This window comes from Eikenella sp. Marseille-P7795, assembly GCF_916618725.1.
In the GTDB taxonomy this organism is placed as follows: Bacteria; Pseudomonadota; Gammaproteobacteria; order Burkholderiales; family Neisseriaceae; genus Eikenella; species Eikenella longinqua.
Window position 1 is genome coordinate 67,305 of sequence record NZ_CAKAJZ010000001.1, and the last position, 15,175, is coordinate 82,479.

The window sequence follows — 15,175 nt, forward strand, 5'->3', positions numbered from 1 at the left end:
ACCAAGTTTTATGGCAATATAATCAATGATACAGATCTGGCGGCATTTTCTGCTTTTTCAACCTTGCCGCCGCATATTTTTCGGCAGCGGCACAGTATTGCCCATGCTTAAAATTCTTGGCATAAAAACATAACATTGGCAAAGCCAAAACTTTTTCAGGTAGCCTCTTGCCCACCGCGGCAAGACAGGCAGCCGCCCAGCCCGTACAATATCGCAGATATGCCGAACACAGGCTACCTGAAATTGCCAAACACAGGACAACACCATGGTGCAGGATTTCCAAGTTGCGCAACTGCCCCTGCCGCTGCAGGGTACCTATCTCATCGAAGCCTCCGCCGGCACAGGCAAAACCTACAACATCGCCACCCTCTTCACCCGGCTGGTGGTGCTCGAAGGCTGGGCGCCGGAAAACATCCTCGTGGTCACCTTCACCGAAGCCGCCACCGCCGAGCTGAAAAACCGCCTGCGCGCCCGCCTAGGCGAAGCGCTGGCCGCTCTGCAAAGTGACACGCCCAGCACCGACGAATTCCTGCAAAACCTGCTCGCCGAAGCCCTGACCAAGCAGGAACGCAGCCAGCTCATCCTCCAGCTGCAAGCCGCCCTCTCCGGCTTCGACACCGCCGCCATCTACACCATCCACGGCTTCTGCCTGCGCGTGCTCGGCGACTACGCCTTTTTGTGCGGCGTCCCCTTCGAGCTGGAAACCGGCCCCGCCGACCCCGCCGCCCGCCTAGTGGCCGCCCAAGATTTCTGGCGCGAACACGTGGCCGACCATCCGCAAAACGCCCGCATTGCCGCCGAATTCGGCATCACCCCCGCCAGTGTGCTCGCCGAATTTTCAGGTAGCCTCAAACGCCCCTTTCTGGATTACAGGCTACCTGAAAACGAATTGCCGCAACTTTTGGCCGAATACGACACAGCGTGGCAGCAAGTGCAGCAACACCTGAGCGACATCGAAACCGTGTACCGCCGCGCCAAGCCCCAGCTCAACGGCAAAACTTTCAACGACTCCATCGACACCCTGTTTGCCGAACTCCAACACGCCGCCCAAGAAGCCCTACCCAAGGCCGTCCTCTCCGAACCGAAAAAATTGTCTCTATTTGAGGCAGATGCCCTGCGCGGCAAACTCAAAAAAAACTGCTGCCTTGATGACGCCGATATCGCCGCCCTCCAACCCTTGGCCGAACTCGGCCGCTGCCTGAGCAAACTCGATCCTGCCAAACAACAAGCTGCCATCCGCCTCAAGCTCGAATGCCTAGGCTACCTGAAAACCCGTTTGCAGGAAGACAAACGCCGCAGCACCCGCCGCGACTACGACGACCTGCTGCTCGACGTCCACGCCGCGCTCACCAACCCCGAGCGCCCCGAGCAGGCCGCCGCCCTCGCCCAAGCCCTCGCCGCCAAATGGCGCGTCGCCCTCATCGACGAATTCCAAGACACCGACCCCCTGCAATACGCCATCTTCCACACCGCCTTCATCCGCCAAGGTGTGCCCGTCTTCCTCGTGGGCGACCCCAAGCAGGCCATCTACGGCTTCCGCGGCGCCGACATCCACGCCTACCTCGCCGCCGCAGCCCACACCGCCCCCGAACAAAGCTACACCCTCGCCACCAACTACCGCAGCCACAGCCGCCTGGTAAACGGCATCGGCCACCTGTTTGCCCCCCGCCCGCAGCCCTTCGTGCTGCCGCAGATTGCCTATCCAAACGTGCAGGCCAAACGAGAAAACAGCCTGCTGCAACCGCCGCCCGAAGCCGCCATCACCGTGCGCTGGCTCAACCCCGCCGAAAACGGCAATCTGCCCAACAAAGACCACCTATACGAGCTCTCCGCCGATTATTGCGCCCGCGAAATCGCCGCCAAGCTGAACCAAGCATTTTCAGGTAGCCTCTTGATTGAAGACAAAGACAGCGGGGAACACAAACCGCTGCATCCCGGCCAAATCGCCGTATTGGTGCGCAAGCATAGCCAAGGGGAAATGGTATCGCGCGCGCTCAAACGCCGCGGCGTGCGCAGCGTGCTGTTGCAGCAGCAATCCGTGTTCGGCACGCCCGAAGCCGAGGCCCTGCACGCCCTGCTCCTGTTCTGGCTCACCCCGCAGCACACCGAACACCTCCGCTTCGTGCTCGGCGGCGTACTCTACAGCCGCACCGCCCACGACTTAGCCGCACTCAACGCCAGCGAGCAGCAGCTGGCCGAGTGGATAAACCGCGCCGCCGAAGCCGCCGAAGTCTGGCAGCGCCACGGCATCTACGCCGCCCTCACCCGGTTCGCCCGCCAAAGCGGCCTCGAAGCCCACCTGCTCTCCACCCACAACGAACGCAGCTTCACCAATTTCTGGCAGCTGGCCGAAGCCCTCGCCCTTGCCGCCGCCGAACAAAGCTCCCCCGCCGCCCTCACCCAATGGCTGGCCGCACAAATCGCCGACAACACCAACAATCAAGAGCACCAGCTGCGGCTGGAAAGCGACGAACACCTGGTCAAAATCGTTACCATGCACGCCGCCAAAGGCCTGGAATACCCGCTGGTATTCTGCCCCTTCGTATGGGATGCCAGCGATAAAAAATTGATTAAAGACTGGAACATCATCCGCCAAGACAACGGCCGCAGCCAACTGCTCGCCGAAGCGCAACTGGACGATACCGCCAAGCAGCAACTCTTCGCCGAAGATCTCGGCGAGAACCTGCGCATCCTATATGTCGCCCTCACCCGCGCCCGCGAACAGCTCGTTATCTACGCCGCCCCCTGCAACAACACCCCCGAAAACACCTTCGCCTACCTCCTCGCCGACCCTGCCATAGGCGACTGCCACGCCGTCCGCAGCCACTGGAAAAACCTGGCGGGCCAAGCCCGTATCGACGCCCTGCGCCAAGCCTGGCAACACCGCATCCAAAGCGCCCCGCCCGGCTGGCTGCAATGGCTGGAAGACGAGCCACCCGAAGCTCACTACCGCGCCCGCGACGCACAGCAAGGCAGCTACCGCGCCCTCGAGCTGCCCGAACGCCCCCTGCAATCCGTCCGCCACACCAGCTTCACCGGCCTCAGCCGCCACACCCACGCCACCGAAGAATGGCTACCTGAAAAATTCCTCGCCGACGAAAGCACCGAGCCCGAAAGGCTACCTGAAAACCAAAGCAACGAGCTTCCGCACAGCAAAAACGATCAAAGCGTAGGCCGCCCTTTTTCAGGTAGCCCGCAGCAGGCAACTGAGCCCCCGCCTGCCGAAGCCGAAGCCGAAACCGCCCTACTCGCCTTCCCGCGCGGCACCGGCCCCGGCATCTGCCTGCACAGCATCCTTGAGCAAACCGAGTTCACCCAAGCCCCTGCCGCGCAAAGCGAAACCTACGCCGCCATCCTCGCCCAACACGGTTACGACGCCGAGCAAGCCATGCCCGCCATGTTGGAAATGACAGAAACCGTGCGCCAAGCCCCGTTGCTCGGCGAAATGCGCCTGGCCAGCATCCCCGCCGACAACCGTTTGGCAGAAATGGGCTTTGTGCTGCACATGCAAGATTTCGGGCTCGCCCGACTGCGCCGCTGGTTTGCCCGAACCGACATCAGGCTACCTGAAAACGCCGCCGCCCACCTGCCCCAGCTCGATTTCCACACCGTAAACGGCTTCCTCAACGGCTTCATCGACCTGCTCGCCGCCGACGCACAAGGCCGCGTGTGCGTAATCGACTATAAAACCAACCACCTGGGCAACCGCCTCGCCGACTACGGCCAAGCCGCCATGAGCGCCGCCGTGAGCGAACACCACTACTACCTGCAAGCCCTGATTTACGCCGTTGCCGCCGCACGCTATCTGAAACAGCGCCACGCCCTGCCCGAAGCCATCCACGTGCGCTACCTGTTTGTGCGCGGCCTCAACCCGCTCGGGCAGGAAGGCATTTGGTGCTGGGATATCCCTGTTTCGGCCTTGCAGGAATGGCTGCAATAAGCCGAATGCGGAAAACAGCCCGGCGAAGCGTTGCAAAATCCGCATAAATAACAAACGCCAAGAAAGTCTTTGCCGCCGGATATTGACTATTGACCAAAATTCCCTATAATATGCCGCTTTCGTGAGTACGGCGGCAGCCGGAAAACACGCCACGCGGGAATAGCTCAGTTGGTAGAGCGCAACCTTGCCAAGGTTGAGGTCGCGAGTTCGAGACTCGTTTCCCGCTCCAAGTTTCACATCATCCGAATCCCAAGCGGGAATAGCTCAGTTGGTAGAGCGCAACCTTGCCAAGGTTGAGGTCGCGAGTTCGAGACTCGTTTCCCGCTCCATTATCCACTTTCGGTTCGGGTGTAATGCGGGAATAGCTCAGTTGGTAGAGCGCAACCTTGCCAAGGTTGAGGTCGCGAGTTCGAGACTCGTTTCCCGCTCCAAGTTTTAGCGATTTGGCCGATTCAGTCGGCCAAAAGCTAATTTGGCGGGATAGCAAAGTGGTTATGCAGCGGCCTGCAAAGCCGTGTACGCCGGTTCGATTCCGACTCCCGCCTCCAAAATACCGCATCATCAATCATCACGGCGGGGTGGCAGAGTGTTCATGCTGCGGGGGGTGCAACCTCCGTATAGGCCGGTTAAAATCCGCGCCCCCGCCTCCAATCTCCGAGCCTGCTATGCCGCAGCCTGGCCCGAGTGGTGGAATTGGTAGACACAACGGACTTAAAATCCGTCGCCCCTAATACGGGTGTACCGGTTCGATTCCGGTCTCGGGCACCACAAAACTGATTGTTTCCAATATAAAACCCCGCTCTGCTTCGAGCGGGTTTGCTGCATTTTCGGCATCGGTTTTGTTCTACATTTTAGGGTTTGTTCTACATTTCTACATTTTACCCCATGAAAAAAGCACGGATTCCCGTGCGTTTTTCAGGTAGCCTCCCATCAGCCCTGCGCTCATTCAACTTTTCTCTTCCGCAAACCCCATCTGCGTCCAAGCAAACACCGCCAGCGCCGCTGCGGCCAAGCCTGCGCCCACCCAGCCCAGCGCGCCCAGCCCCAATGTCGCATCACCATCCCGCCCAAAAGTGCCCCGCCGCCGATGCCGATATTGTAGCTGCCCGAATAAATCGCATTGGCCACATCCGCCGCATCCCGCGCATAGCGCATCACATACGCAGTCATACACAGGCTCAGCACCGCAATGCCGATACCCCACGCCGGCGCCAGCGCAAACATCGCCGCCTCGCTGCCGCCCAAAGGCCGCAGAAGCAGCAGCGACACCACCAGCAGCAAAGCCGCCAGCAGCAGCGTGGGCTGCGGGTGTTTCGGGTAGAAACGCGCAAACAGCCAGCTCGCCACCATGCCCGACAGGCCAAACACCAGCAGCACCATCGTGGCCGTATCCGGCGGCATATGCGTTACCTCCAGCGCATAAGGCTCGATATAGCTATACGCCGTGAAATGCGCGCTCACCGCCAGCACCGCCATCGCATACATCCCCAGCAGGCGCGGGCGTTTTGCCAGCAGCGGCAGGCTGGAGAGCGAACCCGCGTTGCGGCTTTCCAAGATTGGCAGGATTTTCGCCAGCAACACCATCACACCCAAAGCCAACACGCCGATCAACGCAAAGGTTGCCCGCCAGCCCAGCCACTGCCCCACCAGCCGCCCCAGCGGCAAACCCAGCACCGTGGCCATGGAAGTGCCCAGCGACAGCCAGCCCAAAGCCTGCTGCCGGCGCCCAATCGGCGCCATCCGCATCACCAGCGAAGCCGTCATCGCCCAAAACAGCGCATGGGTGAGCGCAATCAGCACGCGCGACGCCAGCAGCACGGGAAAACTCCACGCCAGCGCCGAGAGCGCATGCCCCGCCACAAACACCGCAAACAGCGCCAACAGCAGCCGCCTGCGCTCCAGCCGCGCCACCAGCAGCATCAGCGGCAACGAGGCGAGCGACACCACCCAGGCATACACCGTAATCATGATGCCCGTATCCGCCGCCGGCATATCAAAACCGCGCCTGATGTCGGTAAGCAGGGCGATGGGGATAAACTCGGTGGTGCACACCACAAAAGCCGCTACCGAAAGCGCAAACACGCGCAGATAGGCCAGCAGGATGTGGGCGTGGGGATGCTGTTTGAACATAATAAATCGTTTGTGAAAATATCTGGTTGCGTTTTCAGGTAGCCTTATGGCGTACAGACGGGCAGCAGCTTGGCAACAACATTTGAGGCTACCTGAAAAACGGAATACCGCGGAATGGGCGTGAAGCTACGCAGTATCCGCCGCAGATTTTCAGGTAGCCTCTCTGCCTGAGCCGGGCAGGCGGTTTAAGGATTTAATATCCGCGCAATCAGCGCCTTATCCTTGCCCGCCATATCGGGAATCTGCACTTGGATGCCGTTGCCGGGTGCCACTTCGGCCGCTTCGCCCCAGCGTTTCATGGCTTGCAGCACGATGGTTTGGTTACCCTGCGGGTGGATGATTTCCAGCGTGTCGCCCACGGCGAAGCGGTTTTTCACTTCCACCGTGGCCCAGCCTTCGGCGTCGATGGCGGTAACGTGGCCGACGTATTGGCTTTGTTTGGCCACGGAATGGCCGGTGAGGTAGTTTTGATAGTCTTGCGTTTGGTGGCGCTCGAGGAAACCGCTGGTGTAGCCGCGGTTGGCGAGGCCTTCGAGCTCGGCGAGCAGGCTGTAGTCGAAGGGGCGGCCGGCCACGGCGTCGTCGATGGCTTTGCGGTAGGCCTGGGCCACGCGGGCGACGTAATACACGGATTTGGTGCGCCCTTCCACTTTCAGGCTGTCCACGCCGATTTCGGCGAGCCTGGCCACTTGCTCGATGGCACGCAAATCCTTGGAATTCATAATATAAGTGCCGTGCTCGTCTTCCATAATCGGCATCATTTCGCCAGGGCGGTTGCTCTCTTCTATCAGGAAAATTTTGTTGGCTTTGGGGTGGCGCACTTGGCCGTTGATGCCTTCGAAGGCGGCGTTGGCTTCCTCTTGGGCTTTATTGAAATCAAAGCCTTGCAGCAGGCGGGCGTCGCCCATTTCGTCGATTTCGGCATCGTGCACTTTGTAGTCCCAGCGGCAGGAGTTGGTGCAGGTGCCTTGGTTGGGGTCGCGGTGGTTGAAATAGCCAGAAAGCAGGCAGCGGCCGGAATAGGCAATGCACAGCGCGCCGTGTACGAATACTTCCAGCTCGACATCGGGGCATTTTTGGCGGATTTCGGCGATTTCTTCCATGCTCAATTCGCGCGACAAAATAATGCGCTCCACGCCGATGCGCTGCCAGAATTTCACGCCCCAATAATTGGTGGTGTTGGCCTGCACGGAGAGGTGCACGGGCATATCGGGCCAGCGTTCGCGCACCACCATAATCAGGCCGGGGTCAGCCATAATCAGCGCGTCGGGCTTCATGGCGATAAGGGGCTGCATATCGGCGTGGAAGGTTTTGAGCTTGCTGTTGTGCGGCAGGGTGTTCACGGTGAGGTAGAACTTTTTGCCGCGCGCGTGGGCTTCGGCAATGCCTTGCCGCAGCACATCGAGCTTGGCGAATTCGTTGTTGCGAGCGCGCAGGGAATAGCGCGGGCTGCCGGCGTAAACTGCGTCGGCGCCGTAGTCGAAGGCGGTGCGCATGCGCTCGGGGCCGCCGGCGGGGAGGAGGAGTTCGGGGGATTTCATGATGTGCTTGGAATGGAACTTAAGGTTTGTTGGAACGGGATTGTGTGCTTCGCAGGATTTTTCAGGTAGCCGCTTAAAGATTTTCAGGTAGCCTTAAAGCAGGCTACCTGAAAACGAAGTTTCTGCGAAGCTAAAACGAAGTTTCCGCAGAAAGCTGAGTTTCTGCGAAGTTAAAACATCGGCTTCCGCAGAAGCAGCGGTCGGAGGGATTATAACGCAAACCCAGCCTAATCGGCTTCGGCGGTGTCGTGCTTGGGCGCAGGCTCCCAAATCTGCGAGGTGAAGAGCTGGGCGTCGTGCACATAGGGGTTGTTTTGATCCCAGGCATAGCCGGCAAACACGGCGCTGAGCATGCGGTCGGTTTCCGGCGTGCGCTGGCTGCCGAAAATCATGTCTTGCAGCGAGCCGGAATACCAAGCCTCCACATAGTGCCGGAACACGTTCACGCCCGACATCAGCGGGCGGGCAAACTCTTCCTGCCAGTTTACCGCCTGGCCGTTCAGCTGGCGGGCGAGCAGGTCGGCGGCGAGCTTGGCCGAATGGGTGGCGATGGTTACGCCGGAGGAAAACACCGGGTCGAGGAATTCCGCCGCGTTGCCCAGCAGGGCGAAATGCCGGCCAAACAGCGATTTCACGTTGGCCGAATAGCCGGGCAGATAGATGAAGGGGAAATTGTTTTCCCAGTGGGCGTTTTTCAGGATGCGGCGCAACAGCGGCACTTCCATGGCGAATTTCTTCAAAATCACCGCCGAGCTTTCCAGCCCGAGTTTTTCAGGTAGCCCCACCACGCCGATGGAGACGCGGCCGTTGGAAAAGGGAATCAGCCACAGCCACACGTCGCGGTGCTTGGGGTGCACACACACCAGGTTTTTGTTGCGGTCGAAAGCTTGGTCGGTGATGTGGTCGTCGATATGTGTGAAATGCACGTGGCGCAAGGGCAAATCGGAAGGGATGTCCCAGCCGATCATGCGCGGCAGCACACGGTGGTAGCCGCTGGCGTCCAGCACGAAGCGCGCGCCCAGCACATAAGGATCGCCGCCCTCCTGCTGCACCACCAATTTGGCGAAATCGCCGTGGTTGTCGAACGCTTTCGCCGCGGCGCCGAATTGTACGGTCACACCCTGCTTGATGGCCTCGTCAATCAGGATTTTGTCGAAACGCGCGCGCTCCACGTTGAACGCGAAAGAAGGGCCGGGCGAGAATTTGTCGGTAAACTTAAAGCTGGTGTTGCGCTCGCCCCACGAAAAGGCAAAGCCGTTTTTATACTGAAAACCAAAGCCGGCCTGCACCGCCGGCAGGAAGCCCGCCTCGTGCAGCAGCTCCATACAGTGCGGCAGCAGGCTCTCGCCGATAACAAAGCGCGGAAAATGCTGCTTTTCCACCACACACACATTGAATCCCCGCTTGTTCAACAAAGCGGACGCCACCGCCCCCGAAGGGCCGGCTCCGATAATCACGACGTCGTAATGCTGAATCATATTTTCCCTTTATATCTTCCCATGTTGCCGCCGCAGCCAGCAGGCATGCAGGCCGGCATTATTTATATTCTGTCTGTGTGCCGCGCCGCCGCCCATGCCGGGCAAGGCAAACCGCCCTGATGACAGCAGCACAGGTTTGATTATAAACGATTTGGACAAAATTTACCCGTTTCCCCCGAAACTGCGCGCCGCCTGTAACAAACAGGCAAACAGGCTACCTGAAAACGAGCAAAGCGGGTTTCTGCGGAGCTAACATTTTTCAGGTAGCCTGCATATCGCTTGCGCACGAAAAAGCGCTGCCCGAAAGCAGCGCGGTTGGTATTCAGCGCGTGGCTTCCACGCCCACGCCGATTTTGCCGTAGGGCGTTACGCTGCTGCTGCCGTTGTTCAAATCCACCGAGCCGCGCAGGCCCACATGGCTGTCGCGGTGGCTGCCCACGCCCACTCCGGCGCCCGCGCCGCAAGCGCTCAATGCCGCTGCCGCCAGGGCAGCCAGCAGGGCATAGCGTAATCCTTGTTTCATGATATTTCCTTTCTTTTTTCCAACAATAGACCGTTGCCGTTTTTCAGGTAGCCTTTTTCTGCACACAGGCTACCTGAAACTTGCGCCCTACTCCGCCGCGCCATCCTGCGGCGCAACCTGCGCCGCGCCCGCCTGCTCCCCGGCCGGTTTCTTTTTGCGCCGGCGACGGCGTTTTTTGGCGGGGGCGTCGCCTTCGGCAGCGGGGCGCTGCTCGGCTTTTTGAATCATCTGTTTGCGCTGTTCTTCGTCGGCTTCCTGGAAGGCTGTCCACCAGTCGGCCACGGCCTGATCGGCTTCGCCGGCCCGGGCGCGCAGCAGCAGGAAATCGTAGGCGGCGCGGAAGCGCGGCTGGGCGAGCAGGCGGAAGGGGCGGGCGCCGCGACGGTGGTCGAACTGCGGCTGGAGCTGCCAGATTTCGCGCATCGAGGCGGTGAAGCGGTGCGGCACGCCCCAGCCTTTTTCCATCTGCGCGCGCATTTCGCCCACGGCGATGCTGAGCGCGTGGGCGCTGTTGCGGCCGTTGGCCAGCTCGCGCTGCCAGGTTTCGCGCACTTGCGGCCACAGCACGGCCGCCAGCACGAAGCCCACGGATACGCCCATGTCGTCGCGCAGGCGCTGGTCAGTGCTGCCCAGCGCGAGGGAAACGATGCCGCGCCCTTGGTTTTCAGGTAGCCTTTCCAGGGCGCAGGCAAGCAGCGGGTGTACGGTTTTCCCGCTCATACCCAAGGCCTGCATCTGCTTGAGGCAATCGGCGGCCGCGCCGGAAAACAGCAGTTTCATCACTTCGTCAAACAATCGAGCGAGCGGCTCTTTGGGCAAAAGGTGCAGGCATTCGGCAATCGGCGCGGCGGTGTCGGGGGCTACCTGAAAACCGAGCTTGCCGGAAAGCCGGGCGGCGCGCAGCATGCGCACCGGGTCTTCCTGATAGCGCGAGCGGGCGTCGCCGATCATCATTAGGCGTTTGGCGCGGATGTCGGCCACGCCGTGATGGAAATCGGTGATTTCTTGGCGTTCGGGGTTGTAATAGAGGGCGTTGCAGGTGAAATCGCGGCGGGCGGCGTCTTGCTCCATGCTGCCGTAGCTGTTGTCTTGCATAATGCGGCCGTGTTCGTTTTGCCGGGCGGGGCGCTTGCCGCCGCGGAAGGTGGTAACCTCGATCGTTTCCGGCCCCACCATCACGTGCACAATCTGAAAGCGGCGGCCGATGATGCGGCTGCGGCGAAATACTTTGCGCACCTGCTCGGGGCGGGCGTTGGTGGCCACGTCGTAGTCTTTCGGCTCGATGCCCAAGAGCAAATCGCGCACGGCGCCGCCCACCACATAGGCTTCAAACCCGGCCTGGTGCAGCCGCGACACCACTTTCTCGGCCGCATAGCTGATGGCATCGGGCGTGATGCCGTGTTCGGCCAGCGGCAGCACCTGCTTGTGCGAAGGCGCGGCCGGTTGTTTGCCGGGCAGGATTTTGCGCAGCCATTTTGTGAGCATAAGGCGTGTTCCCTATTCTTGTTTTTCAGGTAGCCTGCAATGTGCGGCAGGCGCTGTGTTATACGGAAAACGCGAAGTATAACCTTTCGCCGCAACGGCTGCCAAACAAAGCGCTTTCCGCTATAATACGCCCGCATTTCCCACACCCGCTTTTACCCGCACACCACCACGGAAAACCCAATATGTATCACTACCAATCCGACGCCACACAATTCCTCAACCAATACCTCGAAGCCCACCCCGAAGAACAAGCGCGCCGCCTCGAAAACCGCGGCCTGCTGTGGGATGTCGAGCTCAACCCCGAAGAGCAGGCCGACTTCGCCGCCGGCAAAATCGCCAAAAAGCCCTACACCTACTACTCCTACTAAACCCCAACCACGCGCCGCGCCATGACCGCAGCCACCCCCCACCTGCCGCCCGAGCTTGCCGGCTACCTGAAAACCATCAACCCGCCCGAAGCGCCCGTTTTGCAACGCCTGCGGCAGGCCACCGAGCAGCACCGCATGGGCAAAATGCACCTGGCCACCGAACAAGCCCAGCTACTCGCCTTCCTCGTGCGGCTCATCGGCGCCAAACGCTGCCTCGAAATCGGCGTATACACCGGTTACAGCAGCACCACCGTCGCCCTCGCCCTGCCCGAAGACGGCATCCTCACCGCCTGCGACATCAACATCACCTACACCACCCTCGCCCGCCAATTCTGGCGCGAAGCCGGCGTGGAACACAAAATCCAACTCCACCTCCAGCCCGCCCTCATCACCCTCGACCAACTCATCGCACAAGGCCAAAGCGGCAGCTACGACTTCGCCCTCATCGACGCCGACAAACCCCCCACTGCCCACTACTACGAACGCTGCCTCACCCTGCTGCACCCCGGCGGCCTCATCGCCATCGACAACCTCCTGCTCGGCGGCCGCGTTTACCAAGCCAACAGCGCCCCCGCGCCCGAATCCATCGAGCGCATCCGCGCCTTCAACCAATCCCTGCAAACCGATCCCCGCGTAGCCGCCCTCACCCTGCCCCTGGGCGACGGCCTCACCCTGCTGCGCAAACGCCATCTTCAGGAAAGAGAATGCCCATGACCAAGCCTTTCCAAGATTTCGACTTATCCTCCGTATGGGAGCCAAACGGTTATGCCGACAAACATTACAAAGAAGCCCCGTTTACGCCAGAAATCCTAGCCGAAGTAGAAACGATATTAGGCTATAAGCTGCCGCAAAGCTTTATCACACTGATGGCCATACAAAACGGCGGCACGTTCCGAAACAAATGCTATCCCACCGCCCAACCCACCTCATGGTCGGATAACCATGTGTTCGTTGAAGAAGTATCGGGCATCGGCTTAAACAAGCCGGGCAGCCTGTGCGGCAAAATGGGGCAAAAACTGTGGCTGGGAGACTGGGGATACCCGCCCATCGGCGTATATTTTGCCAACGACCCTACTGCCGGGCACGCCATGTTTGCGCTGGACTACCGCCGATGCGGCAAAAACGGCGAGCCGGAAGTGGTGTTGGTAGAGCAGGAACTGGGTTATGAAATCATCAAACTTGCGCCTGATTTTGAAACATTTATCCGCCATTTACAGCATGAAGACAACTTCGCAGACTAACTTTTTCAGGTAGCCCTGATCCAACCTGTACCTATCAACAAAGGAAACCCCATGCGCCTGATTGCCCCCGCCGCCCTGCTCGGCCTCACCGCCTGCACCGCCCTGCCCCCCGCCCCAAACGGCCCGCTCCCCGCCGGCAGCCCGCCGCAGCGCATCGAAGCCGAGCTCAATGCCCACACCCAGCAAATCGGCCAGTTGCAACAACAAATCGCCGAGCTGCGCCAGCAACTGAGCGAGCTGCAACACCACCAGCACCCCGCCCCGCCCGCCGCAGCACCGCCGCCCCCGCCGAGCCCCCCTGCTCCCGCCGAAAACCCGCAAGAGCAGGCCTACCGCCAGGCCCAGCAGCTCTACCGCAGCGGCCTCTACAGCCAAGCCCTACACCAACTGCGCTTCGCCGAACGCAGCGGCAGCGGCGGTCGCACCGAGCAAAACGCCCTATTCCTACTCATGCAGAGCCATGAAAAACTGCGCAACTGCGAATCCGTCATCCTCAGCGGCCAACGCTTCGCCACCCGCTTCGCCGCCAACCCCAAAGCCCCCGAAGCCCTCTACAGCGTAGGCAGCTGCCAATGGAGCATGCAGCAGCGCGACATTGCCCGCGCCACCTGGCGCAAACTGATGCAAACCTACCCCAACAGCCCCGCCGCCCGCCGCGCCGGCCAACGCATACAGAACAACCGTTGATAACCACAGGCTACCTGAAAACGCAACTTCCACGAGGTAGCTCGATGTCTTGGCACAGCCAAGGCCGAGCTTCTACGAAGCTAAAATTTTCAGGTAGCCCACCCTTCCCACCATCCACCCATAAGGAACCCCCATGCTCCCCAAAATCCAACGCGCCCTCATCAGCCTGTCCGACAAAACCGGTGTCGTCCCCTTTGCCCAAGCCCTGCACCGGCTCGGCGTGGAGATTCTTTCTACCGGCGGCACGGCCAAGCTGTTGGCGGATGTCGGCATTCCCGTGATTGAAGTGGCCGACTATACCGGTTTCCCCGAAATGCTCGACGGCCGCGTCAAAACGCTGCACCCCAAAATCCACGGCGGTATTTTGGGGCGGCGCGACCTGCCCGAACACACCGCCAAAATGGCCGAACACGGCATCGGCAACATCGATTTGGTGTGCGTGAACCTCTACCCCTTTGCCGCCACCATTGCCAAGCCCGGCTGCACGCTGGAAGACGCGATTGAAAACATCGACATCGGCGGCCCCACCATGGTGCGCTCCGCCGCGAAAAACTGGAAACACGTCGCCATTGTTACCGACAACGGCGATTTTGAAAGCATTATCAGCGAGTTGGAACTTTCAGGCTGCCTGTCCGACAAAACCCGCTTCAACCTGTCGCGCAAGGCGTTCAGCCACACCGCCCAATACGACGGCATGATTTCCAACTATCTGACTTCGATTTCGGACGAGGTGTTGGACGGGCAGCCTGAAATCGGCGAGTTCCCCCAACAGTTCAACCAAAGCTGGATTAAAGTGCAGGAAATGCGCTATGGCGAAAACCCGCACCAGCACGCCGCGTTTTACCGCGATGTGTATCCCGCCGCAGGCAGCCTCGCCGCCTATACCCAGCTCCAAGGCAAAGAATTGTCGTACAACAACATCGCCGATGCCGATGCCGCTTGGGAAGCCGTCAAATCCTTCGACGCGCCCGCCTGCGTGATTGTGAAACACGCCAATCCGTGCGGTGTTGCCGTTGCAGCCGATACCTTGACCGCCTACCAACTCGCCTACGCCACCGACACCACCAGCGCGTTCGGCGGCATCATCGCCTTCAACCGCGAAGTGGACGGCGCAACCGTGAAACAGATTACCGACAACCAGTTTATGGAAGTCCTGATGGCGCCGAAGTTCACCGCCGAAGCCTTGGAAATCGCCGCCGCCAAGAAAAACGTGCGCGTGCTGCAAATCCCCTTGCAGGACGGTGCAAACCGCTTCGAGCTCAAACGCGTCGGCGGCGGACTGTTGGTGCAAACGCCCGACATCCACCGCATCCGCCGCGCCGATTTGAAAGTCGTCTCCCAACGCCAACCGACCGAGCAGGAATGGAACGATTTGCTGTTTGTGTGGAACGTGGCCAAATACGTCAAATCCAACGCCATCGTATTCGGCAAAGGCGGGCAGACCTACGGCATCGGCGCAGGCCAGATGAGCCGCGTGGACAGCACCCGCATCGCCGCCCGCAAAGCGCAGGACGCAGGTTTCGACCTGAACGGCGCGTGTGCCGCTTCGGACGCGTTCTTCCCCTTCCGCGACGGCGTGGACGTGATTGCCGAACAGGGCATTAAAGCCATCATCCACCCCGCCGGCTCGATGCGCGACGAAGAAGTGTTCGCCGCCGCCGACGAACACGGCATCGCCATGGTGGTAACCGGCGTGCGGCACTTCCGCCATTAAGGTTTGCCGCATAGCAAGAGGCTACCTGAAAACGAGCTCCGCGAGTTTCTGCGAAGCTAAAATTTTCA

12 protein-coding genes and 5 tRNA genes are annotated in these 15,175 nt (G+C 60.4%); 11 read left to right on the forward strand and 6 right to left on the reverse strand.

Annotated features, from left to right (window positions below):
* Nucleotides 1-22: 22 nt before the first annotated feature.
* On the reverse strand, nt 23-283 hold the full coding sequence (locus LG371_RS00345; RefSeq protein ID WP_225747456.1) for a hypothetical protein: 261 nt from the start codon (nt 281-283) through the stop codon (nt 23-25).
* Here LG371_RS00345 and recB point away from each other — a divergent pair.
* From recB to LG371_RS00375, 6 genes are all read left to right on the forward strand, one after another.
* Nucleotides 266-3,940, forward strand: a complete 3,675-nt coding sequence (gene recB / locus LG371_RS00350) for an exodeoxyribonuclease V subunit beta (RefSeq protein WP_225747457.1) — start codon at nt 266-268, stop codon at nt 3,938-3,940. The genes LG371_RS00345 and recB overlap by 18 nt on opposite strands.
* 153 nt (nt 3,941-4,093) lie before the next feature.
* A tRNA-Gly gene (locus LG371_RS00355) sits at nt 4,094-4,169 on the forward strand.
* A 24-nt stretch (nt 4,170-4,193) separates the two neighbouring features.
* Nucleotides 4,194-4,269, forward strand: a tRNA-Gly gene (locus LG371_RS00360).
* Nucleotides 4,270-4,295: 26 nt separating this feature from the next.
* Nucleotides 4,296-4,371 (forward strand) — tRNA-Gly (locus LG371_RS00365).
* Nucleotides 4,372-4,414: 43 nt separating this feature from the next.
* A tRNA-Cys gene (locus tag LG371_RS00370) sits at nt 4,415-4,488 on the forward strand.
* Nucleotides 4,489-4,618: 130 nt separating this feature from the next.
* Nucleotides 4,619-4,708, forward strand: a tRNA-Leu gene (locus LG371_RS00375).
* A 174-nt stretch (nt 4,709-4,882) separates the two neighbouring features.
* Here LG371_RS00375 and LG371_RS00380 read toward each other — a convergent pair.
* The 5 genes from LG371_RS00380 to pcnB form a co-directional block, all read right to left on the reverse strand.
* The gene (locus tag LG371_RS00380; RefSeq protein WP_225747458.1) at nt 4,883-6,070 is read right to left on the reverse strand and encodes a sugar transporter; all 1,188 of its coding nucleotides are present in this window, start codon (nt 6,068-6,070) and stop codon (nt 4,883-4,885) included.
* 185 nt (nt 6,071-6,255) lie between these two features.
* Nucleotides 6,256-7,611, reverse strand: a complete 1,356-nt coding sequence (yegQ, locus tag LG371_RS00385) for a tRNA 5-hydroxyuridine modification protein YegQ (RefSeq protein ID WP_067593494.1) — start codon at nt 7,609-7,611, stop codon at nt 6,256-6,258.
* Between the two features lie 227 nt (nt 7,612-7,838).
* Nucleotides 7,839-9,089 carry an NAD(P)/FAD-dependent oxidoreductase gene (locus LG371_RS00390; protein WP_067593491.1) on the reverse strand — a complete coding sequence of 417 codons (1,251 nt, stop codon included), beginning with the start codon at nt 9,087-9,089 and terminating at the stop codon, nt 7,839-7,841.
* 322 nt (nt 9,090-9,411) lie between these two features.
* On the reverse strand, nt 9,412-9,612 hold the full coding sequence (locus LG371_RS00395) for a hypothetical protein (RefSeq protein WP_067593488.1): 201 nt from the start codon (nt 9,610-9,612) through the stop codon (nt 9,412-9,414).
* An 87-nt stretch (nt 9,613-9,699) separates the two neighbouring features.
* Nucleotides 9,700-11,097, reverse strand: coding sequence for a polynucleotide adenylyltransferase PcnB (pcnB, locus tag LG371_RS00400; protein ID WP_225747459.1), 1,398 nt, complete (start codon nt 11,095-11,097; stop codon nt 9,700-9,702).
* Between the two features lie 182 nt (nt 11,098-11,279).
* On the opposite strand from pcnB, the gene LG371_RS00405 reads away from it, so the two are divergent.
* From LG371_RS00405 to purH, 5 genes are all read left to right on the forward strand, one after another.
* The gene (locus LG371_RS00405) at nt 11,280-11,465 is read left to right on the forward strand and encodes a DUF3460 family protein (RefSeq protein WP_067593483.1); all 186 of its coding nucleotides are present in this window, start codon (nt 11,280-11,282) and stop codon (nt 11,463-11,465) included.
* A 21-nt stretch (nt 11,466-11,486) separates the two neighbouring features.
* Nucleotides 11,487-12,179 (forward strand): O-methyltransferase, encoded by a 693-nt coding sequence (locus LG371_RS00410; RefSeq protein WP_225747460.1) that lies wholly within the window; start codon nt 11,487-11,489, stop codon nt 12,177-12,179.
* Nucleotides 12,176-12,706, forward strand: a complete 531-nt coding sequence (locus LG371_RS00415) for an SMI1/KNR4 family protein (protein WP_067594302.1) — start codon at nt 12,176-12,178, stop codon at nt 12,704-12,706. Before LG371_RS00410 ends, LG371_RS00415 begins: the two co-directional genes overlap by 4 nt.
* A 51-nt stretch (nt 12,707-12,757) precedes the next feature.
* Nucleotides 12,758-13,393, forward strand: coding sequence for a tol-pal system YbgF family protein (locus LG371_RS00420; protein ID WP_225747461.1), 636 nt, complete (start codon nt 12,758-12,760; stop codon nt 13,391-13,393).
* A 133-nt stretch (nt 13,394-13,526) separates the two neighbouring features.
* Nucleotides 13,527-15,107, forward strand: coding sequence for a bifunctional phosphoribosylaminoimidazolecarboxamide formyltransferase/IMP cyclohydrolase (gene purH, locus LG371_RS00425; RefSeq protein ID WP_067593473.1), 1,581 nt, complete (start codon nt 13,527-13,529; stop codon nt 15,105-15,107).
* Nucleotides 15,108-15,175: the final 68 nt, after the last annotated feature.